This is a genomic window from Micromonospora sp. L31 (genome assembly GCF_052068075.1).
In the GTDB taxonomy this organism is placed as follows: Bacteria; Actinomycetota; Actinomycetes; order Mycobacteriales; family Micromonosporaceae; genus Micromonospora; species Micromonospora purpureochromogenes.
In genome coordinates this window covers 30,282-46,013 of sequence record NZ_JBQHDC010000014.1, presented here as the reverse complement: position 1 = coordinate 46,013, position 15,732 = coordinate 30,282, and the positions used below count along the sequence as shown (strand labels likewise).

Sequence of the window (15,732 nt, the reverse complement as noted above, 5' to 3'; positions counted from 1 at the left end):
CCGGCCCGGCCGGCGCCCGCCGGGCACCTCGCCGACCTGCGCCGGCTGGCCATCGCCACCCTCGACGCCAACTGGGAGCACGACCACACGGTGCCCTCGCGCACCCTCTACCCGCACCAGTGGAGCTGGGACTCGGCGTTCATCGCGATCGGGCTGGCCCACGTCCGCCCCGACCGGGCCTGGCGGGAGCTGCGCACGCTGTTCGCCGCCCAGTGGGCCGACGGGCGGGTGCCGCACATCGTCTTCAACCCGGCGCTGCGGGTCGGCTCGTACTTCCCCGGGCCGGAGTTCTGGGGCTCCGCCGCCGCCGAGGGCGCTCCGGCCGCCGCCACCTCCGGCATCGTCCAGCCGCCGGTGCACGCCCAGGCGGCCTGGCTGGTGCACCGCCGCGCCCCGTCCGAGGCGTCGGCCCAGGCGCTGCGCCGGCTGTACCCGAGGCTGGTCGCCCAGCAGCGTTACCTCACCGGCCGGCGGGACGTCGGCGGGGCCGGGCTGGCGGCCATCGTGCACCCCTGGGAGTCCGGCCTGGACAACAGCCCGGCCTGGGACGCGCCGATGGCGGCGGTGCCGGCCGACGCCGCCGTCATGCGGGCGTACCGTCGGCACGACACCGCGCACGCCGACGCCGCGCACCGCCCCACGGACCTGGACTACGCGCGGTACGTCGCGATCGTCGCCTCCTACCGCGACCGTCGCTACACCGACCAGGCGCTGGCCGGGTGGCATCCGTTCCTGGTGGAGTGCCCGCTGTTCAACGCGGCGCTGGGCGCGGCGGAGCACGCCCTGGCTCGGATCGCCGCCGTGGTCGGGGCCGATCCCGGCCCGCACCGCGACCGCGCGGCCCGGATCACCGAGGCCGTGGTCCGCCGGCTCTACGACCCGGCCACCGGCACCTTCCACCCACGCGACCTGCGCACCGACCGGCTGGTCCCGGCCCGTACCGTGCTGGGGCTGATGCCGCTGATCCTGCCCGACCTGCCGGGGCGCCAGGTGCGGGCGGTGCTGACCGAGGCGTGCTCGGCGCGGTTCGGCCTGGCCCCGCGCATGCCGCGTCCGCTGCCCACCCACGACCGCACCGCGGCGGACTTCGAGCCGCTGCGCTACTGGCGAGGCCCCAGTTGGATGAACACCAACTGGCTGCTCTGGCGCGGGCTGCGGGCGCACCACCGACCGGACCTGGCCGCCGGGCTGCGCGAGTCGATGCTGGCGCTGGTCGCCACCGGCGGCTGTCACGAGTACTTCCACCCGGACACCGCGGCGGGGCTCGGCTCGGCGGCGTTCAGCTGGACGGCGTCGCTGCTGCTCGACACCCTCGCCGAGGGGTGAGCGGCATCCGAACCGGCCCGTCCGGTCGGCCTCCCGGCGCGAGCCGGTCGTCAGTCCAGTCGCCGCCAGTCCGGGCCGGCCGGGGGCCCGTCCGAGGTCAGCGCCGCCAGCATCACCGACTCGACCTGCTCGGGCGTGAGGTGTTCGCGGTGGCCCGCGCCGGGGACGTAGGCGGCCCAGGAGCGTCCCTCGGCGTCCGACATCACCACGGCCACCGGATCGCGGTGGTCGCTGACCGCGGCGACCGTCCCCCAGGGGCGGTGCACGAAGACCTGCTGCCCCAGGTCGGGATCGAGCTCGCGCAACCACCGCCGGACGGTCTCCCGGTCGCCGAGCTCCACCTGTTCGCCGGCGACCCGGAACAGTCCCGTGCTGGTCAGGAGTTCCGCCACGTTCTCCGGCGGCTTCCGCCGCCGCCACCGGTCGCGCCACCAGCCCACTCGCGCCCCTCCTTCCGGGAGCACCCCGTGCGCTCCGATTGCCCCGCCGGCCTCCGCCGCCAAACCCGACATGCCGGGGGACGCCGTCTACAGTGGGTTCCCGTCGCACCGGAGGACCGCCCGTGGAACCCATCGACAAGATCGCCTGGATCCGGATCGCGCATGGCCGGATCCTCAGCACCCGCTCCCGGGGAAAGGATGTCTGGTACCTGCCCGGCGGCAAGCGCGAGCCCGGCGAGACCGACCGGGAGACGCTCACCCGCGAGATCGCCGAGGAACTGGGTGTGGTGATCGACCCGGAGACGGCCGTGCACGTCGGCACGTTCACCGCCCAGGCGCACGGCCACCCGGCGGGCACGCTGGTGCGGATGACCTGCTACACCGCCGAACACCACGGCGACCCCCGGCCGGACCACGAGATCGAGGAGGTCGCCTGGCTCGGGTACGCCGACCGGGACCGGGTCTCCCCGGTCGACCGGATCATCTTCGACGACCTGCGCCGGCGGGCCCTGCTGGCCTGAGCGACCTTGCGGGTGCCGCGCCACGAGTTCGCGCCCGAGGCGGGCGGTTTCCCGCTCGTCCCGGGGGGCGCGAGCCGCGCCGGAACCGGTCGGGTGAGGCGGCCGTTTGCGGCCGGCCGGGACGGGTAACCGCGGTCGGATTCCCGACCCGGCGGGACGGCCGCCGAGGGTCGGATTTCCGACGGACGACCCGGGGACTCCGGGTCGGAGGTACAGCCGATCGGCGGAACGGGAGGAGGACCGGTGCGCTTTCCCCTCTTCGTCGACGCGGTCGCCCGGCGGGCAGAGTTGCCGCCGGAGCGGGCCGCCGCGATCGCCCGTGCCGTGCTGGTGACGGTGGCCGAGCGGGTCCAGGCCGGCGAGGTCGACGACCTGAGCGCCCAGCTCCCCGACGAGCTCAGCGCATACCTGGCCGGGCCGCCGCCGGAGACCACGCCGGGCGCGGCGGAGACCTTCGGACCGGTCGAGTTCCTGCGCCGGGTGGCCGATCGGGCCGGCGTCGAGCCGGCCACCGCCCAGGTCGGGGTCCGGGCGGTCTTCGCCACCCTGCGCGAGGCGGTCACGGTCGGCGAGTTCCAGGACCTGGTGGCGCAGTTGCCGAAAAGTTTCACCAGGGACGTCGATCCAGCGCCACCGCGGCCGTACGATGAGTGACGTCGCCGCCACTGCGCACCCCGCCTGAGCTGCCATAACGGGAGCCGACCGGGCGGAAGATTCCCGGCCTGCGGCCCCTTTCGCCGGAAATTTGCTCGCTGAAATTCCCTTAAGCTGAAACTCCTCTTCGCGCTAGGTGGATGATCGGCCGAATTTCCACGCCCGATCACCGAGGCGTCGTGGCCCCTTCGGGCTGACTCCGATCAATGGCCTGTTCCAGGAGTCATCGAGCCCTATTCTGGCTCCATTGTGAAGTCCTGGGGGGGATCATGATCACAATTGTCGATACCTGCGTGCCTGTCCACAGTGGAGTCGAGTCAGCTCCCTGAGATGGCACAACCAATGATCATCCAGCGTTTCGTGGACGTCGCTGCCGCCCATCCCGACCGGCCGGCGATCCTGGGCGAGACCCACGAGGTCGACTACGCCGAGCTGGCCGGCAGTGCCGGTGGCCACGCCGCCGCGCTCGTCGCCGCGGGCCTGCGCGCCGGCGACCGGGTCGCCCTGCTCACCGGGCACGGCGCGCCCACCGTCGCTGCCGTCCTCGGCGCCCTCGCCGCCGGCTGCGCGTACGTGCCGGTGGACCCGGGGTTCCCCGACGCGCGGCTGCGGCACCTGCTCGCCGCCGCCGAGGTGCGCGCCGTCGCCTGCGCCGCCGCGCACCGGGAACTGGCCGAGCGGCTGTGCGCCGACCGGCCCGGCACCCCCGTGATCGTCCTCGACGGGGTCGGGCGCGCCCCGCTGCGTCCCGTGCCGGTGCACCCGGACGCGCCGGCGTACGTGCTGTTCACCTCGGGCTCCACCGGCACGCCCAAGGCCGTCGCGCAGACCCACCGCAACCTGACGCACGTCGTGGACAACCAGATCCGCGACCTCGCCCTCGGCCCGGACGACCGGCTCAGCCTGCTCGCCTCGTTCAGCTTCGACGCCGCCATCCCCGACCTGTACCCGGCCCTGCTCACCGGCGCCGCCGTCGTCCCGGTGGACCTGCGCCGGCACGGCCTGGCCCACGCCGCCGACCAGCTGGTCCGACGCCGGGTGACCGTCTACCACTCCACCCCGACCGTCTACCGGTTCCTGCTCGACACCCTCGGCGCGCGCCGGCTCGACTCGGTGCGGGTGGTGCTGCTCGGCGGCGAGCAGGCCACCCACGCCGACGCCGCGCGCGGCCGGGACCGGTTCGCGTCGGACTGCGTCCTGGTCAACGGCTACGGCGCCACCGAGATGACCTTCGCCGCCCGGCACACGCTGCCGTTCGCCGAGGCCGACCCGACCGCCACCGGACCGCTGCCGATCGGCACCCCGTTGCCCGGGTACGAGCTGTCGCTGGACCGGGACACCGGCGAGATCGTGGTGCGCAGCCGGTACCTCGCCCCGGGCTACCTGGGGCAGGACAGCGACCGGTTCAGCCTCGGAGAAGACGGCGTCACCCGGGCGTACCGCACCGGGGACCTCGGGGCGCGGCTGCCCGGCGGCGAGCTGGTCTGCCTCGGCCGGCTCGACCGGCAGGTGAAGGTGCGCGGGTTCCGGGTCGAGCTGACCGAGATCGAGGCGGTCCTCGCCGCCCAGCCCGGCGTCGCCGCCGTCCGGGCCATCGCCCGCGACGGCGAGCTGCTGGCGTACGCGACGCCCGCCGGCGGGCCCCTCGACCCGGCGGCCCTGCGCGCCGCCCTCGCCCGGCGGCTGCCCGAGTACGCCCTGCCCCGCGCGGTGGTCGCGCTCGACGCCTTCCCGCTCACCGTCACCGGCAAGGTCGACGAGCGGGCGCTGCCCGACCCGCCCCGGGACGTCCCGGCCGGGCACGGGCCGACCACCGAGACCGAGCGGGCGGTGCACGACATCTGGTGCGCGGTGCTCGGCCGCGACGCCGTCGGCCGGCAGGAGAGCTTCTTCGACGCGGGCGGCCAGTCCCTGCTCCTCGGCCAGGTGCAGCAGCGCCTCGCCGAGCGGTTCGGGGTGGCGCTGCCGATGGTGCGGCTCTTCGCGCACCCCACCGTGGCGGCGCAGGCCCGGCTGCTCGACGCGGCGGCCATCGACGACCGGCCCGGCGCACCGGCCCCCGCGCCCAGCCTGCCCGCCCCGGCCGCACCGACCGTCGCCGCCCGCGAGTACACCGGCGACGAGATCGCCGTGGTCGGGCTCGCCGGGCGGTTCCCGGGCGCGCCCGACCTGGCCACCTTCTGGTGGAACCTCTGCGCCGGGGTCGACTCGATCCACGATCACAGCGACGCCGAGCTGGCCGCCCTGGGCATCGGGCCCGGCCTACGAGCCGACCCCCGGCACGTGCGGGCCGCCGGCCGGCTCGACGGCGTCGCCGACTTCGACGCCGAGTTCTTCGCCATGGGCGAGCAGGAGGCCGCCCGCACCGACCCGCAGCACCGGCTCTTCCTGGAGACCGCGTGGGAGGCGCTTGAGGACGCCGGGCACGACCCGACCCGCTTCCCCGGGCTGGTCGGGGTCTACTCGGCCACCTCCGCCAACCGGTACTTCCTGTTCCACCTGCTGGACAACCCGGCCGTCGTGGGCGACGTGGACCCGGACGACTGGGAGGCCCGGCTGATCGGCCGGCAGTTCACCGACCACCTGCCCGGCCAGGTCGCGTACCGGCTGGGGCTGACCGGGCCGGCGGTCGCCGTGCAGAGCGCCTGCTCCAGCTCGCTGGTCGCGGTCTGCCTGGCCGCGCAGAGCCTCGCCGACTACCAGTGCGACCTCGCCCTCGCCGGCGGCGTCAACGTCACCTGGCCCCGCTACCGGCACACCCCCGGCGGCCTCGCCTCACCCGACGGCCGCTGCCGCGCCTTCGACGAGGCCGCCGACGGGGCCGGCTTCGGCTCCGGGGTCGGGGTCGTCGCGCTGCGCCGCCTCGCCGACGCCCAGGCCGACGGCGACCGGATCTACGCGGTGCTGCCCGGCTGGGCGGTCACCAACGACGGGCCCGACCGGGCCGGCTTCGCCGTCCCCGGCCCCGCCGGGCAGGCCGCCGCCGTCGCGAACGCGCTCGCCGCGGCCGACGTCGCGCCCGGCGAGGTCCGCTTCATCGAGGCCCACGGCAGCGGTACGCCGCTCGGCGACGCCATCGAGGTCGCCGCGCTGCACGAGGTGTACGGCGGCGCCGCGCCCGCCGAGTCCTGCGCGCTCGGCTCGGTCAAGACCAACATCGGCCACCTCGACGCCGGCGCCGGCGTGGCCGGGCTGATCAAGACCGTGCTCGCCGTGCAGCACGGGGTGATCCCGCCGAACCTGCACTTCACCCGGCCGCACCCGGAGATCGACCTGGCCGGCGGCCCGTTCTACGTGCCGACCAAGGCGCGCGACTGGCCGCCGGGCCCGCGCCGGGTCGCCGGGGTCAGCTCGTTCGGCCTCGGCGGCACCAACGCGCACGTGGTGGTCGAGCAGCCCCCGCCGGTCGAGCCGGTCGAGGCGCCCGAGGGTGCCGCGTACCTGCTGCCGGTCTCGGCGCGTACCCCCGGGGCGTTGCGTGCGGCGCTCACCCGGCTGCGGGCCCACCTGGCCGGCGCGGCGCCGGCGCTGCCCGCGGTGGCCGCCACCCTGGCGCTGGGCCGGCGGGCCTTCGACTGCCGGGCGGCGGTGGTCGCCACCGACCCGGCCGGCGCGATCGCCGCGCTGGACGAGCTGCTCGACGCCGACACCCGGATCGCCGGCCCGGCCGGCCGGCTGCGGGACCTCGCCGCCGACTGGGTCGCCGGTGGCGACGTCGACTGGGCCGCGCTGCACCCCGGCGGGGGCGTCCGCCGCACCGGGCTGCCCGGCTACCCGTTCCAGCGCCGGCGGTACTGGATCGACCCTCCTCAGAAAGGCGCGCGGTGAACTGGTTCGTCTCGCCCGGAAGCCGACCCCAGGCGCCGGTGCAACTGTTCTGCCTGCCCTACGCCGGGGCCGGCGCGAGCGCCTTCCGGCGCTGGCCGGAGGGGATCGGCCCGGACGTCGAGGTGCTGGCGGTGCAGCTGCCCGGACGGGAGAACCGGATCAGCGAGGACCCCCGGTTCAACGTCGGCGAGGTCGCCGACGCCATCGCCGGTCGGGCCGACCGCCCGTACGCGATCTACGGCCACTCGATGGGCGGCCGGGTCGGCTTCGAGGTGGTCCGCGAGCTGCGCCGCACCGGCCGCCCGCTGCCGCTGCGGCTCTACGTGGGTGGCGCGCGGGCGCCGCACGTCACCGCCCCGAGCCTCTTCGACGGGCTGTCCCGGGTGGACGACGACGAGCTGCTGCGCCGCCTCGGCGCCGGCGGCGGGCTCCCCGCCGAGCTGCTGGAACATCCCGAGCTGGTGCAACTGCTGCTGCCGCTGCTGCGTGCCGACTTCGGCCGGGTGGACAGCTACCGGTACGTCCCCGGCGAGCCGCTGCCGGTGCCGCTCGTCGCGTTCAGCGGCCGGCACGACCGGGCGGTCAGCCGGGAACAGAGCGCCGCCTGGGCCGCGCACACCGCCGCCGGGTTCACCCTGCACGAGATCGACGGCGGGCACTTCTTCCTCACCGACCGGCTGCCCGAGCTGCTCGCCGCGATCCGCGCCGACCTGGCCGAGGCCGTCCGCCCCCGCGCCGCCCCCGCCGCGTCTGCCGATGCCGGCTCCGGCGGCGCCGGGTCCGACGTGGTCGCGTCCGACCCTGGCGGGTCGACCGGCTCGTCCCCCGCGCACCGGGTGCCCCTGGGGGAGACCGGCTGGTCGGTGTGGCGGGACGCGGTGCTGCGCAGCACCGGCTTCCCCGCCGACGGGCTGACCCTGCTCGCCGCGCCGCACGCCGCCGCGGCCGCCGACGACCTGCTGGCCACCGGGGCCGGCGCCGACCGGTTCGACAAGGAGTTCGACGAGGCCGTCCGGGCGGCGGCGCACCGGATCAGCGAGCTGGCCGGCCAGCCGCTGCTGCGCGAGGCGGTCACCTGGCAGAACCGCGGCGCGCTCGTCGCCCTGGACGGCCTGGCCCGCGGCGGCGGCGACGCGGCCCGCAACGTGCGTCGCCGCGACCGCGAGCGGGCCCTGCTCAAGTACTGGCAGCGGTACGCGGGCAAGAACGAGACGGTCGGCTTCTTCGGGCCGAGCTGCTGGGTCACCCTCGACCCGGAGCAGCCGGAGGTGGCCCGGATCAGCCAGGGGCCGGGGCTGACCCGAAGCCGCTGGGTCTGGTTCGAGTCCTGGGCGCTGTCCGCGTACGCCGACCGGATCGGCACGGACCTGGCGGTGCGCCGCTGGTGGCCGCCGATGCTCTGCCCGCACCTGAGCGTGCGCGGACGCAGCGTGCTGCGCCCCGGCCGGCCGCCGGTGCCGCTGTCCCCGGTGGAGGCGGCGGTGCTCGCCGCCGTCGACGGCCGCCGGCCGGCGTGCCACCTGGTGGCCGACCCGGCGCTCGGGCTGCGCCGACCGGAGGACGGCTACGCACTGCTGGACCGGCTGGTGGCCCGGGAGCTGATCACCTGGGACGCCGCCCTGCCGGTCAGCCCGGACGCCGAGCAGGTGCTCACCGCCCGCATCGATGGGATCGGCGACGAGCCGGCTCGGGCCGCCGCGCGGACCGGCTGGGACCGGCTGCGCGCGGCCCGCGACGAGGTCGCCGCCGCGGCCGGCGACCCGGACCGGCTCCGGGTCGCACTCGACGACCTCGACGCCACCTTCACCGCGCTGACCGGGGCCGCGTCCCGGCGACGGGAGGGCCAGATGTACGCCGGGCGGACCATCTGCTACGAGGACACCAGCCGCGACCTCGACGTCGTCTTCGGCGCGCCGCTGCTGGCCGACCTCGCCGCCCCGCTCGACGTGCTGCTGCGCGCCGCCCGCTGGATGGTCAACGCCCTGACCGAGGCGTACGGGGCGGTGTTCCGGGGGCTGTACGAGGAACTGCGCGCCGAGGCGGGGGACAACCCGGTCGCCCTGTCCGACCTCTGGTTCCTGGTCCAGGGCCTGTTCTGGGGCGGGGGCGAGCGCCCGGTCGACACCGTGGCCGCCGAGTTCGCGGCGCGCTGGGCCGGCCTGTTCGCGCTGGACACACTGCCCGCCGGCACCGACGAGGTCCGACTGCGGGCCGCCGACCTCGCCGGGCGAATCGACCAGGTCTTCCCCGGGCCCCGGCCGTCCTGGTCCAACGGGGTCATACACAGCCCCGACCTGCAGATCTGCGCCTCCGACGCCGATGCGCTGCGCCGGGGCGAATTCACCGTCGTCCTCGGCGAGCTGCACGCGGCCTGGTCGTCGTTCGACTGCGCGGTGTTCACCCCGTCGCACCCGGACGTGGAGCGGCTGCGCGCGGCGCTCGCCGAGGACCTGGGCGAGCGGCGGATCCGGCTGCTCTTCCCGAGCGAGTGGCCCCGGCGGACCAGCCGTACCGCCGAGTCGCTGACCGGTCCGACCGACCGGCACCTGGCGTTCCAGCCGGCCCCGGGCGCGGACCCGGCCCGGGTGCTGCCCACGGTGGACCTCACGGTGACCGACGAGAACGGCCGGCTGGTCGCCACCGCCCGCGACGGCCAGCGATGGCCGCTCACCGAGGTCTTCGCCGAGCTGCTCAGCGCGCATGCCGTCGACGGGTTCAAGCTGGTCGCGGCCGCGCCCTACACCCCCCGGATCACCCTGGACAAGATGGTGGTGGCCCGGCAGACCTGGCGGACCACGGTCGGGGAGAGCGGGCTCGCCGCGGTGACCGGAGAGCGCGACCGCTACCTCGCGGCACGGGCCTGGCGACGGCGGCTGGGCCTGCCGGAGCAGGTCTACGTCAAGCTCGGGACCGAGGTCAAGCCCTGCTTCGTGGACCTGAGCAGCCCCGCCTTCGTGACCATGTTCTGCGCCATGGTCCGGGCCGCCCGCATCGACGGTGGCGACGAGGTTTCCCTGCTGGTCAGCGAGATGCTGCCCACCCCCGACCAGGCGTGGGTGCCGGACGGCACCGGCCGCCGGTGCTTCAGCGAGCTGCGGCTGCAGATCGTGGACGCCCCCGAGAGCGAGGACCGTCGATGAGCCATCTGCTGCCGCTGGGCGACACCGGCTGGTCGGTGTGGCGGGACGTGGTCCTGCGCAGCGCCGGTTTCCCCGCCGACGGGTTGGACCGGTTCGCGGCGCCCGACGCGGCCGCCGCCGCGGACGGGCTGCTCGCCGGGGAGGTCGCCCCGGAGATCGTCGACAAGGCGCTGCGCGAGGCGTTCGCCGACTCCTCGGCGGTGGCCGGCGAACTGGCCGCCGACCCGCTGCTGCGCGAGGCGGTCACCTGGCAGAACCCGGACATGCTGATCGCGCTGGACGGCCTGTTGCGCACCGACCCGGCGGTCCGCAACGTGCGCCGCCGCAAGCGTGAGCTGAGCCTGCTGCGCTACTGGCAGCGCTACTGCGGCAAGGCCGAGACGATCGGCTTCTTCGGCCCGGTCTGCTGGGGCACCTTCGACCCGGACGACCCGCGTACCCGGCTGGCGCCCGGACCCGGACTGGTCACCCGCCGGCACGTCGGGTTCGAGGCCTGGGCGCTGATCGCGTACGCCGACCGGCTCGCCGACGACCTGGCGGTACGCCGCTGGTGGGCCCCGGCGCTGCAACCGCACCTGACCGTCCAGGGCCGGCAACTGCGCTGGCCGCTGCACCCGCCGATCCCGCTGTCGGCGGTGGAGGCCCGGCTGCTGGCGTCCTGCGACGGGCGCACCGCCGCCGTCGAGCTGGCCGAGCGGGCCCGCGCCGACGGCGACGTCCGCACCGTCGACGACGCGTACCTGCTGCTGGACCGGTTCGTCGAACGCGGCCAGCTGACCTGGGACGCCAACCTGCCGAACAGCCCGGACGCGGAACGGGTGCTCGGCGAGCGGATCGCGGCGATCGGCGAGGAGGCCGTGCGGGCGGCGGTGGCCGCCGACTTCGACCGGCTCCGCGCCGCCCGGGACGCGGTCGCGGCCGCCGCCGGCGACCCGGACCGGCTGGGCGCCGCGCTGGCCGCGCTCAACACCCGGTTCACCGCGGTCACCGGCCGCCCCGCCACCCGGCAGAGCGGCCAGATGTACGCCGGGCGCACCGTCTGCTACGAGGAGACCGCCCGCGACCTCGACGTCACCGTCGGCGCCACGGTGCTGGACGCGCTGGCCGCCCCGCTCGCCGTCATCCTCCAGGCGGCCCGCTGGCTCACCGCCGAGATCGGTGCCGGCTGCGAGGCGATCCTCGCCGACCTGCACGACGAGCTCGCCGCCGACGGTCCGGTCCGGCTGGCCGACATCTGGTCGCTGGCCCAGGGGATGCTGATCGCCCCGGACGGACCCGTCGCCCGCGCCGGGGTGGACTTCACCGAGCGGTGGGCTCAGCTGTTCGGGCTGCGGCACCTGCCGGCCGGCACCGTCGAGCTGCGGCTGCGCGCCGAGGACCTGGCCGGCCCGGTCCGCGCGCTCTTCGCCGCCGAACGGCCCGGCTGGCCGTCCGCCCGGATCCACAACCCCGACCTGCAGGTCAGCGCCGTCTCCGCCGAGGCGATCGACCGGGGTGAGTTCCTGCTCGTCCTCGGCGAGCTGCACCCGGCCACCGTCGCCTACGACAGCGCGGTGCTCACCCCGTTCCACCCCGACCCGGCGGCGCTGCGGGCGGCGCTCGACGCCGACCTCGGACCGGCCCGGATCCGGGTGCTCTACCCGGAGAGTTGGCCCCGGCTGACCACCCGCACCACATACGCCCTCACCGGCCCGGCGGACCGCCAGCTCGGCATCGACACCGCGCGCGGCGGCGATGTCGACCGGCTGGTCCCGGCCACCGCCGTCACCGTGGTCCGCGACGGCGACGGGCTGATCGCGGTATTCCCGGACGGGTCCCGCTGGCCGGTGATGGAGATCTTCGCCCACCTGCTCGGCTCGCTGCTGTTGGACGCCTTCAAGCTGCTGGACCCGGCCCCGCACACGCCCAGGATCACCATCGACCGGCTGGTGGTGGCCCGGCGCACCTGGCGGACCACCGTGGCCGGCAGCGGGCTGGCCGGGCACGGCGACGAGACCGCGCGCTACCTCGCGGCGCGCCGTTTCCGGGCGGCCCTCGGCCTGCCGGAGCGCGTCTTCGTCAAGGTCGGCACCGAGGTCAAGCCCTGCTACGTCGACCTGACCGGCCCGCTGTACGCCCAGTCGCTGTGCGCCATGGCCGACGCCGCCGCGAAGACCGGCCCGGACGTGGCGGTGGTGGTCACCGAGCTGCTGCCCACGCCGGCGGACGCCTGGGTGCCCGACGCCGCCGGGCGCGGACACGTCAGCGAGCTGCGCCTGCAGATCACCGATCCAGCCACCTACCGGGGAGAGCACGGGTGACCGACATCCTGTCCATCAGCGCCGTCGCCGGGCCGCAGCTGCCCTGGCCGGACGGGACGCTGGCCGACCTGATCGCCGCCCGGGCCGCGCGCTGTCCCGACGCGGTCGCGGTCCGCCAGTGGGACGACCGGCTCACCTATCGGGAGCTGGTCGGCCGGGCGGCCGGGGTGGCCGCCGCGCTGCGGGCCCACGGCGTGGGCCGGCAGACCCGGGTCGGGGTCTGCGGGCGGCGCCGGCCCCGGCTGGTCGTGGACGTGCTCGGGGTGCTCCTCGCCGGCGGCTGCTACGTGCCGCTGGAGCCGGACGGCCCCCGCGAGCGGCAGCGCGAAATCGTCGCCGACGCCGGGGTGTCGCTGCTGGTGGGCGACGCGGCGGCCGAGCTGGCCGACCTGCCGGGCGTCGAGGTGGTCGAGTCGGCCGCCCCGGCCCCGCTGGCGCCCTGCCCGGCCCGGCCCGGCGACCCGGCGTACGTGCTGTTCACCTCCGGCTCCACCGGCCGCCCCAAGGGGGTGCTGACCACCCACCGCAACGTGGTCGAGTTCGTCACCGGGTGCGCCACGATCAGCGGCGCCGACGCCGGGGTGCGCAGCCTCGGCATCGCCTCGCTCGGATTCGACGCGGCCACCATGGACCTCTTCCTGCCGCTGCTGCTCGGCGGCGCGGTGCAACTGCTCGGCGCCGACGACCGGGCCGACCCGGCCCGGCTCGCCCGGTTCATCGCCGCGCACGAGGTGAACTGGGGCTTCATCACCCCGACCGTGCTGTCCATGCTGGACCCGGCCGACGTGCCGGGCTGGCGTACCGTGCTCTGCGGCGGCGAGGCCGTCCCCGCCGAGCTGGCCGCCCGCTGGGCGCCGGGGCGGCGCTTCCTCAACGGGTACGGCCCCACCGAGACCACCGTGCTCGCGGTCACCGGCGAGCTGAGCGGCGCCGAGAGCGACCCGGTGCCGATCGGCTCGCCACTGCCCAACCACCGGGCGTACGTCGTCGACGCCGCGCTGCGGGCGGTGCCGCCGGGGGAGAGCGGCGAGCTGCTGATCGGTGGCCCCGGACTGGCCGACGGCTACCTCGACCGGCCGGGGCTGACCGCCGACCGGTTCGTCCCCGACCCGTTCTCCGGGCTGCCCGGCGAGCGGCTGTACCGCACCGGCGACCTGGTCCGCCAGGCGGCCGACGGGCGGATCGTCTACCTCGGACGCACCGACCGGCAGGTGAAGATCCGGGGCCAGCGCATCGAGCTGGGCGAGGTCGAGGCGGTGCTGGCCGGCGCCCCCGGCGTCGACCGGGTCGCGGTCGAGGCGGTGCCCGGGCCGGCCGGTACCGAGCTGGTCGCGGTCCTCACCCCGGCCGGCGCGCCCGGAGACGAGACGATCCGGGCCTACGCCCGGGCGCGGCTGACCGCGGCGATGCTGCCGGCCCGGCTGCTGCGCCGCGACGACCTGCCGGTCAGCCCGGTCACCGGCAAGCTGGACCGGCCGGCGTTGCGCGCCCTGGCCGTGGCCGCGCTGACCGCCGGACCCACCGCCGGGGAGCCGGCCGGTGCGGCCGACCCGGTGACGGCGACGGTGACCCGGATCTGGACCCGGCTGCTCGGCGGGACCCCCGGCCCGGACACCGACTTCCTCGCCGCCGGAGGCAACTCCATCGCCGCGATGCGGCTGGTCGCCGCGCTCCGCGCCGAGCTGGGCCGGCACATCGAGATCTCCGACGTGCTCGCCGGACGCACCCTCGGCGGCCTGGTCGCCCGGCTGCGCGCCGCCGCCCCGGCCGACACCGAGCCGCTGACCACCGGCAACCCGCCCACCCTGTCCCCACCGCAGCGCCGGCTCTGGTTCGTCGACCAGCTCGCCCCCTCCAGCGCCCCGTACAACATCGCCGTCGCGCACCGGCTGCGCGGCCCGCTGGACACCGCCGCGCTCGGCGCGGCGCTGCGGGCCGTCGCCGAGCGGCACGACGTGCTGCGCTGGCGGATCCCGCAGGCCGCCGGGGTGCCGTACGCGGTCTGCGCGGAACCCACCGACGTGGCCGTGCCGGTGGTCGACCTGACCGGCAGCGCCGACGCCGAGGCCGAGCTGGCCGGGATGCTCGCTGCCGGCGCGGCGCACGCCTTCGACCTGGCCACCGGGCCGCCCTGGCAGGTGACCGTCTACCGGCTCGGCGCCGACGCGCACGTGCTGGCGATGACCATGCACCACGCGGTCTTCGACGGCTGGTCCGAGGCGGTCCTCTACGATGACCTCGCCGCCGCGTACGCCCGGGCCGTCACCGGGGCCACCCCGACGTTGCCGCCGCCGGCCGCCACGTACGCCGACTACGCGGTGTGGCGGGCCGGGCGCGACGCCCGCCGGGGCGCGGCGGACCTGGCCTGGTGGGCCGAGCACCTGCGCGGCGTGCCCACCGTGCTGGAGCTGCCCCGCGACCGGCCCCGCCCGGCGGTGCAGACCTACGCCGGCGCCGAGGCCGCGGTGCGCCTCCCGGAGCCCGCCGACCGCGCGGTCCGTGCCCTGGCCGCCCGGCGCGGCACCACGGTCGCCGCGGTGCTGCTCGCCGGCTTCGGTGAGCTGCTGCGCCGGCTCACCGGCGGCGACGACCACGTGGTCGGGGCGATCGTCGCCGACCGCCGGCTGGCCGCCTTCGACGACGTGGTGGGCTTCTTCATCGACACCGTGCCGGTGCGGCTGCGCACCGGCGGGGCCACCTTCGCCGAGCTGGTCGACCGGTGCGCCGCCGAGCTGCACGAGGTCACCGCCCACCCGGGCGCGCCGTTGGAACGCCTCGTCGAGGCCCTCGGCGTCGGCCGGGACACCTCCCGCGCCCCGCTGGTGCAGGTGCTGTTCAACGTGCTCAACTTCGCCCCGCCCCGGCTGGCGCTGACCGGGCTGACCGCCGTGCCGGTCCCGGTGCCCAAGCCCGGCTCGCCCTTCGACATCACCGTCTACGTGGTGGAGTCCGACGGCCGCTTCGGCGTCGAGGTGGTCCACAACCCGGATCTGTTCGACGCGGACCGGATCGACGCGCTCCTGGCCGACCTGGCCGAGTTGGTCGGCGCGCTCGCCGCCGACCCGCACGCGCCGGCCGACGCGGTGGCCGCCGCGCTGCCCCGGCCCACCGTGCGCACGCCCCAGCTCGGCGCGATGACCGTGGCGGCCGCCGAGGCGCCGCGCATTTCGATGCCGGCCGGTCCGGGCGGGTTGACCGACACCGAGGAGCTGATCGCCGGCATCTGGCGGGAGGTGCTCGACACCGACCGGGTCGGGGTCACCGACAACTTCTTCGACATCGGCGGGCACTCCCTCGCCCTGGCCGCGGTGCACGCCCGGCTCACCGCCGCCACCGGCCGCTCGATCACCATGCTCGACCTGTTCCGCCACCCCACCGTCCGGGCGCTCGCCGCCAGCCTCGACGGCGCCGCCGACCGGCCGGAACTCGCCCGCGCCGCGCTGCGGGCCGCCGCCCGCCGCAGCCGCACCCGCCGCAACCCACCCCGCCGCCCCGGCGGCACCGCGCAATGAAGGACACGCAG

At 76.4% G+C, this 15,732-nt stretch carries 8 protein-coding genes; 7 read left to right on the top strand and 1 reads right to left on the bottom strand.

Going from position 1 to position 15,732, the window contains the following annotated elements; all coding sequences use genetic code 11:
- The first annotated feature begins 36 nt into the window (after positions 1-36).
- A complete protein-coding gene (locus ACTMS9_RS27370) occupies positions 37-1,326 on the top strand; it encodes an MGH1-like glycoside hydrolase domain-containing protein (protein WP_441148368.1) in 1,290 nt (429 codons plus the stop codon).
- Between the two features lie 50 nt (positions 1,327-1,376).
- On the opposite strand, the gene ACTMS9_RS27365 is transcribed toward ACTMS9_RS27370, so the two are convergent.
- The gene (locus ACTMS9_RS27365; protein ID WP_441166346.1) at positions 1,377-1,766 is read right to left on the bottom strand and encodes a hypothetical protein; all 390 of its coding nucleotides are present in this window, start codon (positions 1,764-1,766) and stop codon (positions 1,377-1,379) included.
- Positions 1,767-1,888: 122 nt separating this feature from the next.
- Here ACTMS9_RS27365 and ACTMS9_RS27360 point away from each other — a divergent pair, with 122 nt between their 5' ends.
- The 6 genes from ACTMS9_RS27360 to ACTMS9_RS27335 all read left to right on the top strand — a co-directional run bounded on the left by ACTMS9_RS27360 (position 1,889) and on the right by ACTMS9_RS27335 (position 15,721).
- Positions 1,889-2,287: an NUDIX hydrolase gene (locus tag ACTMS9_RS27360; RefSeq protein ID WP_441166345.1), complete on the top strand. Its 399-nt coding sequence runs from the start codon at positions 1,889-1,891 to the stop codon at positions 2,285-2,287.
- A 243-nt stretch (positions 2,288-2,530) separates the two neighbouring features.
- Positions 2,531-2,941: a DUF2267 domain-containing protein gene (locus tag ACTMS9_RS27355; protein ID WP_088962485.1), complete on the top strand. Its 411-nt coding sequence runs from the start codon at positions 2,531-2,533 to the stop codon at positions 2,939-2,941.
- Positions 2,942-3,271: 330 nt separating this feature from the next.
- Positions 3,272-6,769, top strand: coding sequence for an AMP-binding protein (locus ACTMS9_RS27350; RefSeq protein ID WP_441166344.1), 3,498 nt, complete (start codon positions 3,272-3,274; stop codon positions 6,767-6,769).
- Complete coding sequence (locus tag ACTMS9_RS27345) at positions 6,766-9,909, top strand: thioesterase domain-containing protein (RefSeq protein ID WP_441166343.1); 3,144 nt, start codon at positions 6,766-6,768, stop codon at positions 9,907-9,909. The genes ACTMS9_RS27350 and ACTMS9_RS27345 overlap by 4 nt, the downstream gene beginning before the upstream one ends.
- Positions 9,906-12,209: a lantibiotic dehydratase gene (locus ACTMS9_RS27340; protein WP_441166342.1), complete on the top strand. Its 2,304-nt coding sequence runs from the start codon at positions 9,906-9,908 to the stop codon at positions 12,207-12,209. Before ACTMS9_RS27345 ends, ACTMS9_RS27340 begins: the two co-directional genes overlap by 4 nt.
- Entirely contained in the window at positions 12,206-15,721 is a 3,516-nt protein-coding gene (locus tag ACTMS9_RS27335; protein ID WP_441166341.1) for an amino acid adenylation domain-containing protein, read from the top strand. The genes ACTMS9_RS27340 and ACTMS9_RS27335 overlap by 4 nt, the downstream gene beginning before the upstream one ends.
- Positions 15,722-15,732: the final 11 nt, after the last annotated feature.

Excerpts from the sequence above, each read along its gene's own strand:
- ACTMS9_RS27350 (WP_441166344.1), top strand. The coding sequence starts at position 3,272 with ATGGCACAACCAATGATCATCCAGCGTTTCGTGGACGTCGCTGCCGCC.
- ACTMS9_RS27340 (WP_441166342.1), top strand. The coding sequence starts at position 9,906 with ATGAGCCATCTGCTGCCGCTGGGCGACACCGGCTGGTCGGTGTGGCGG.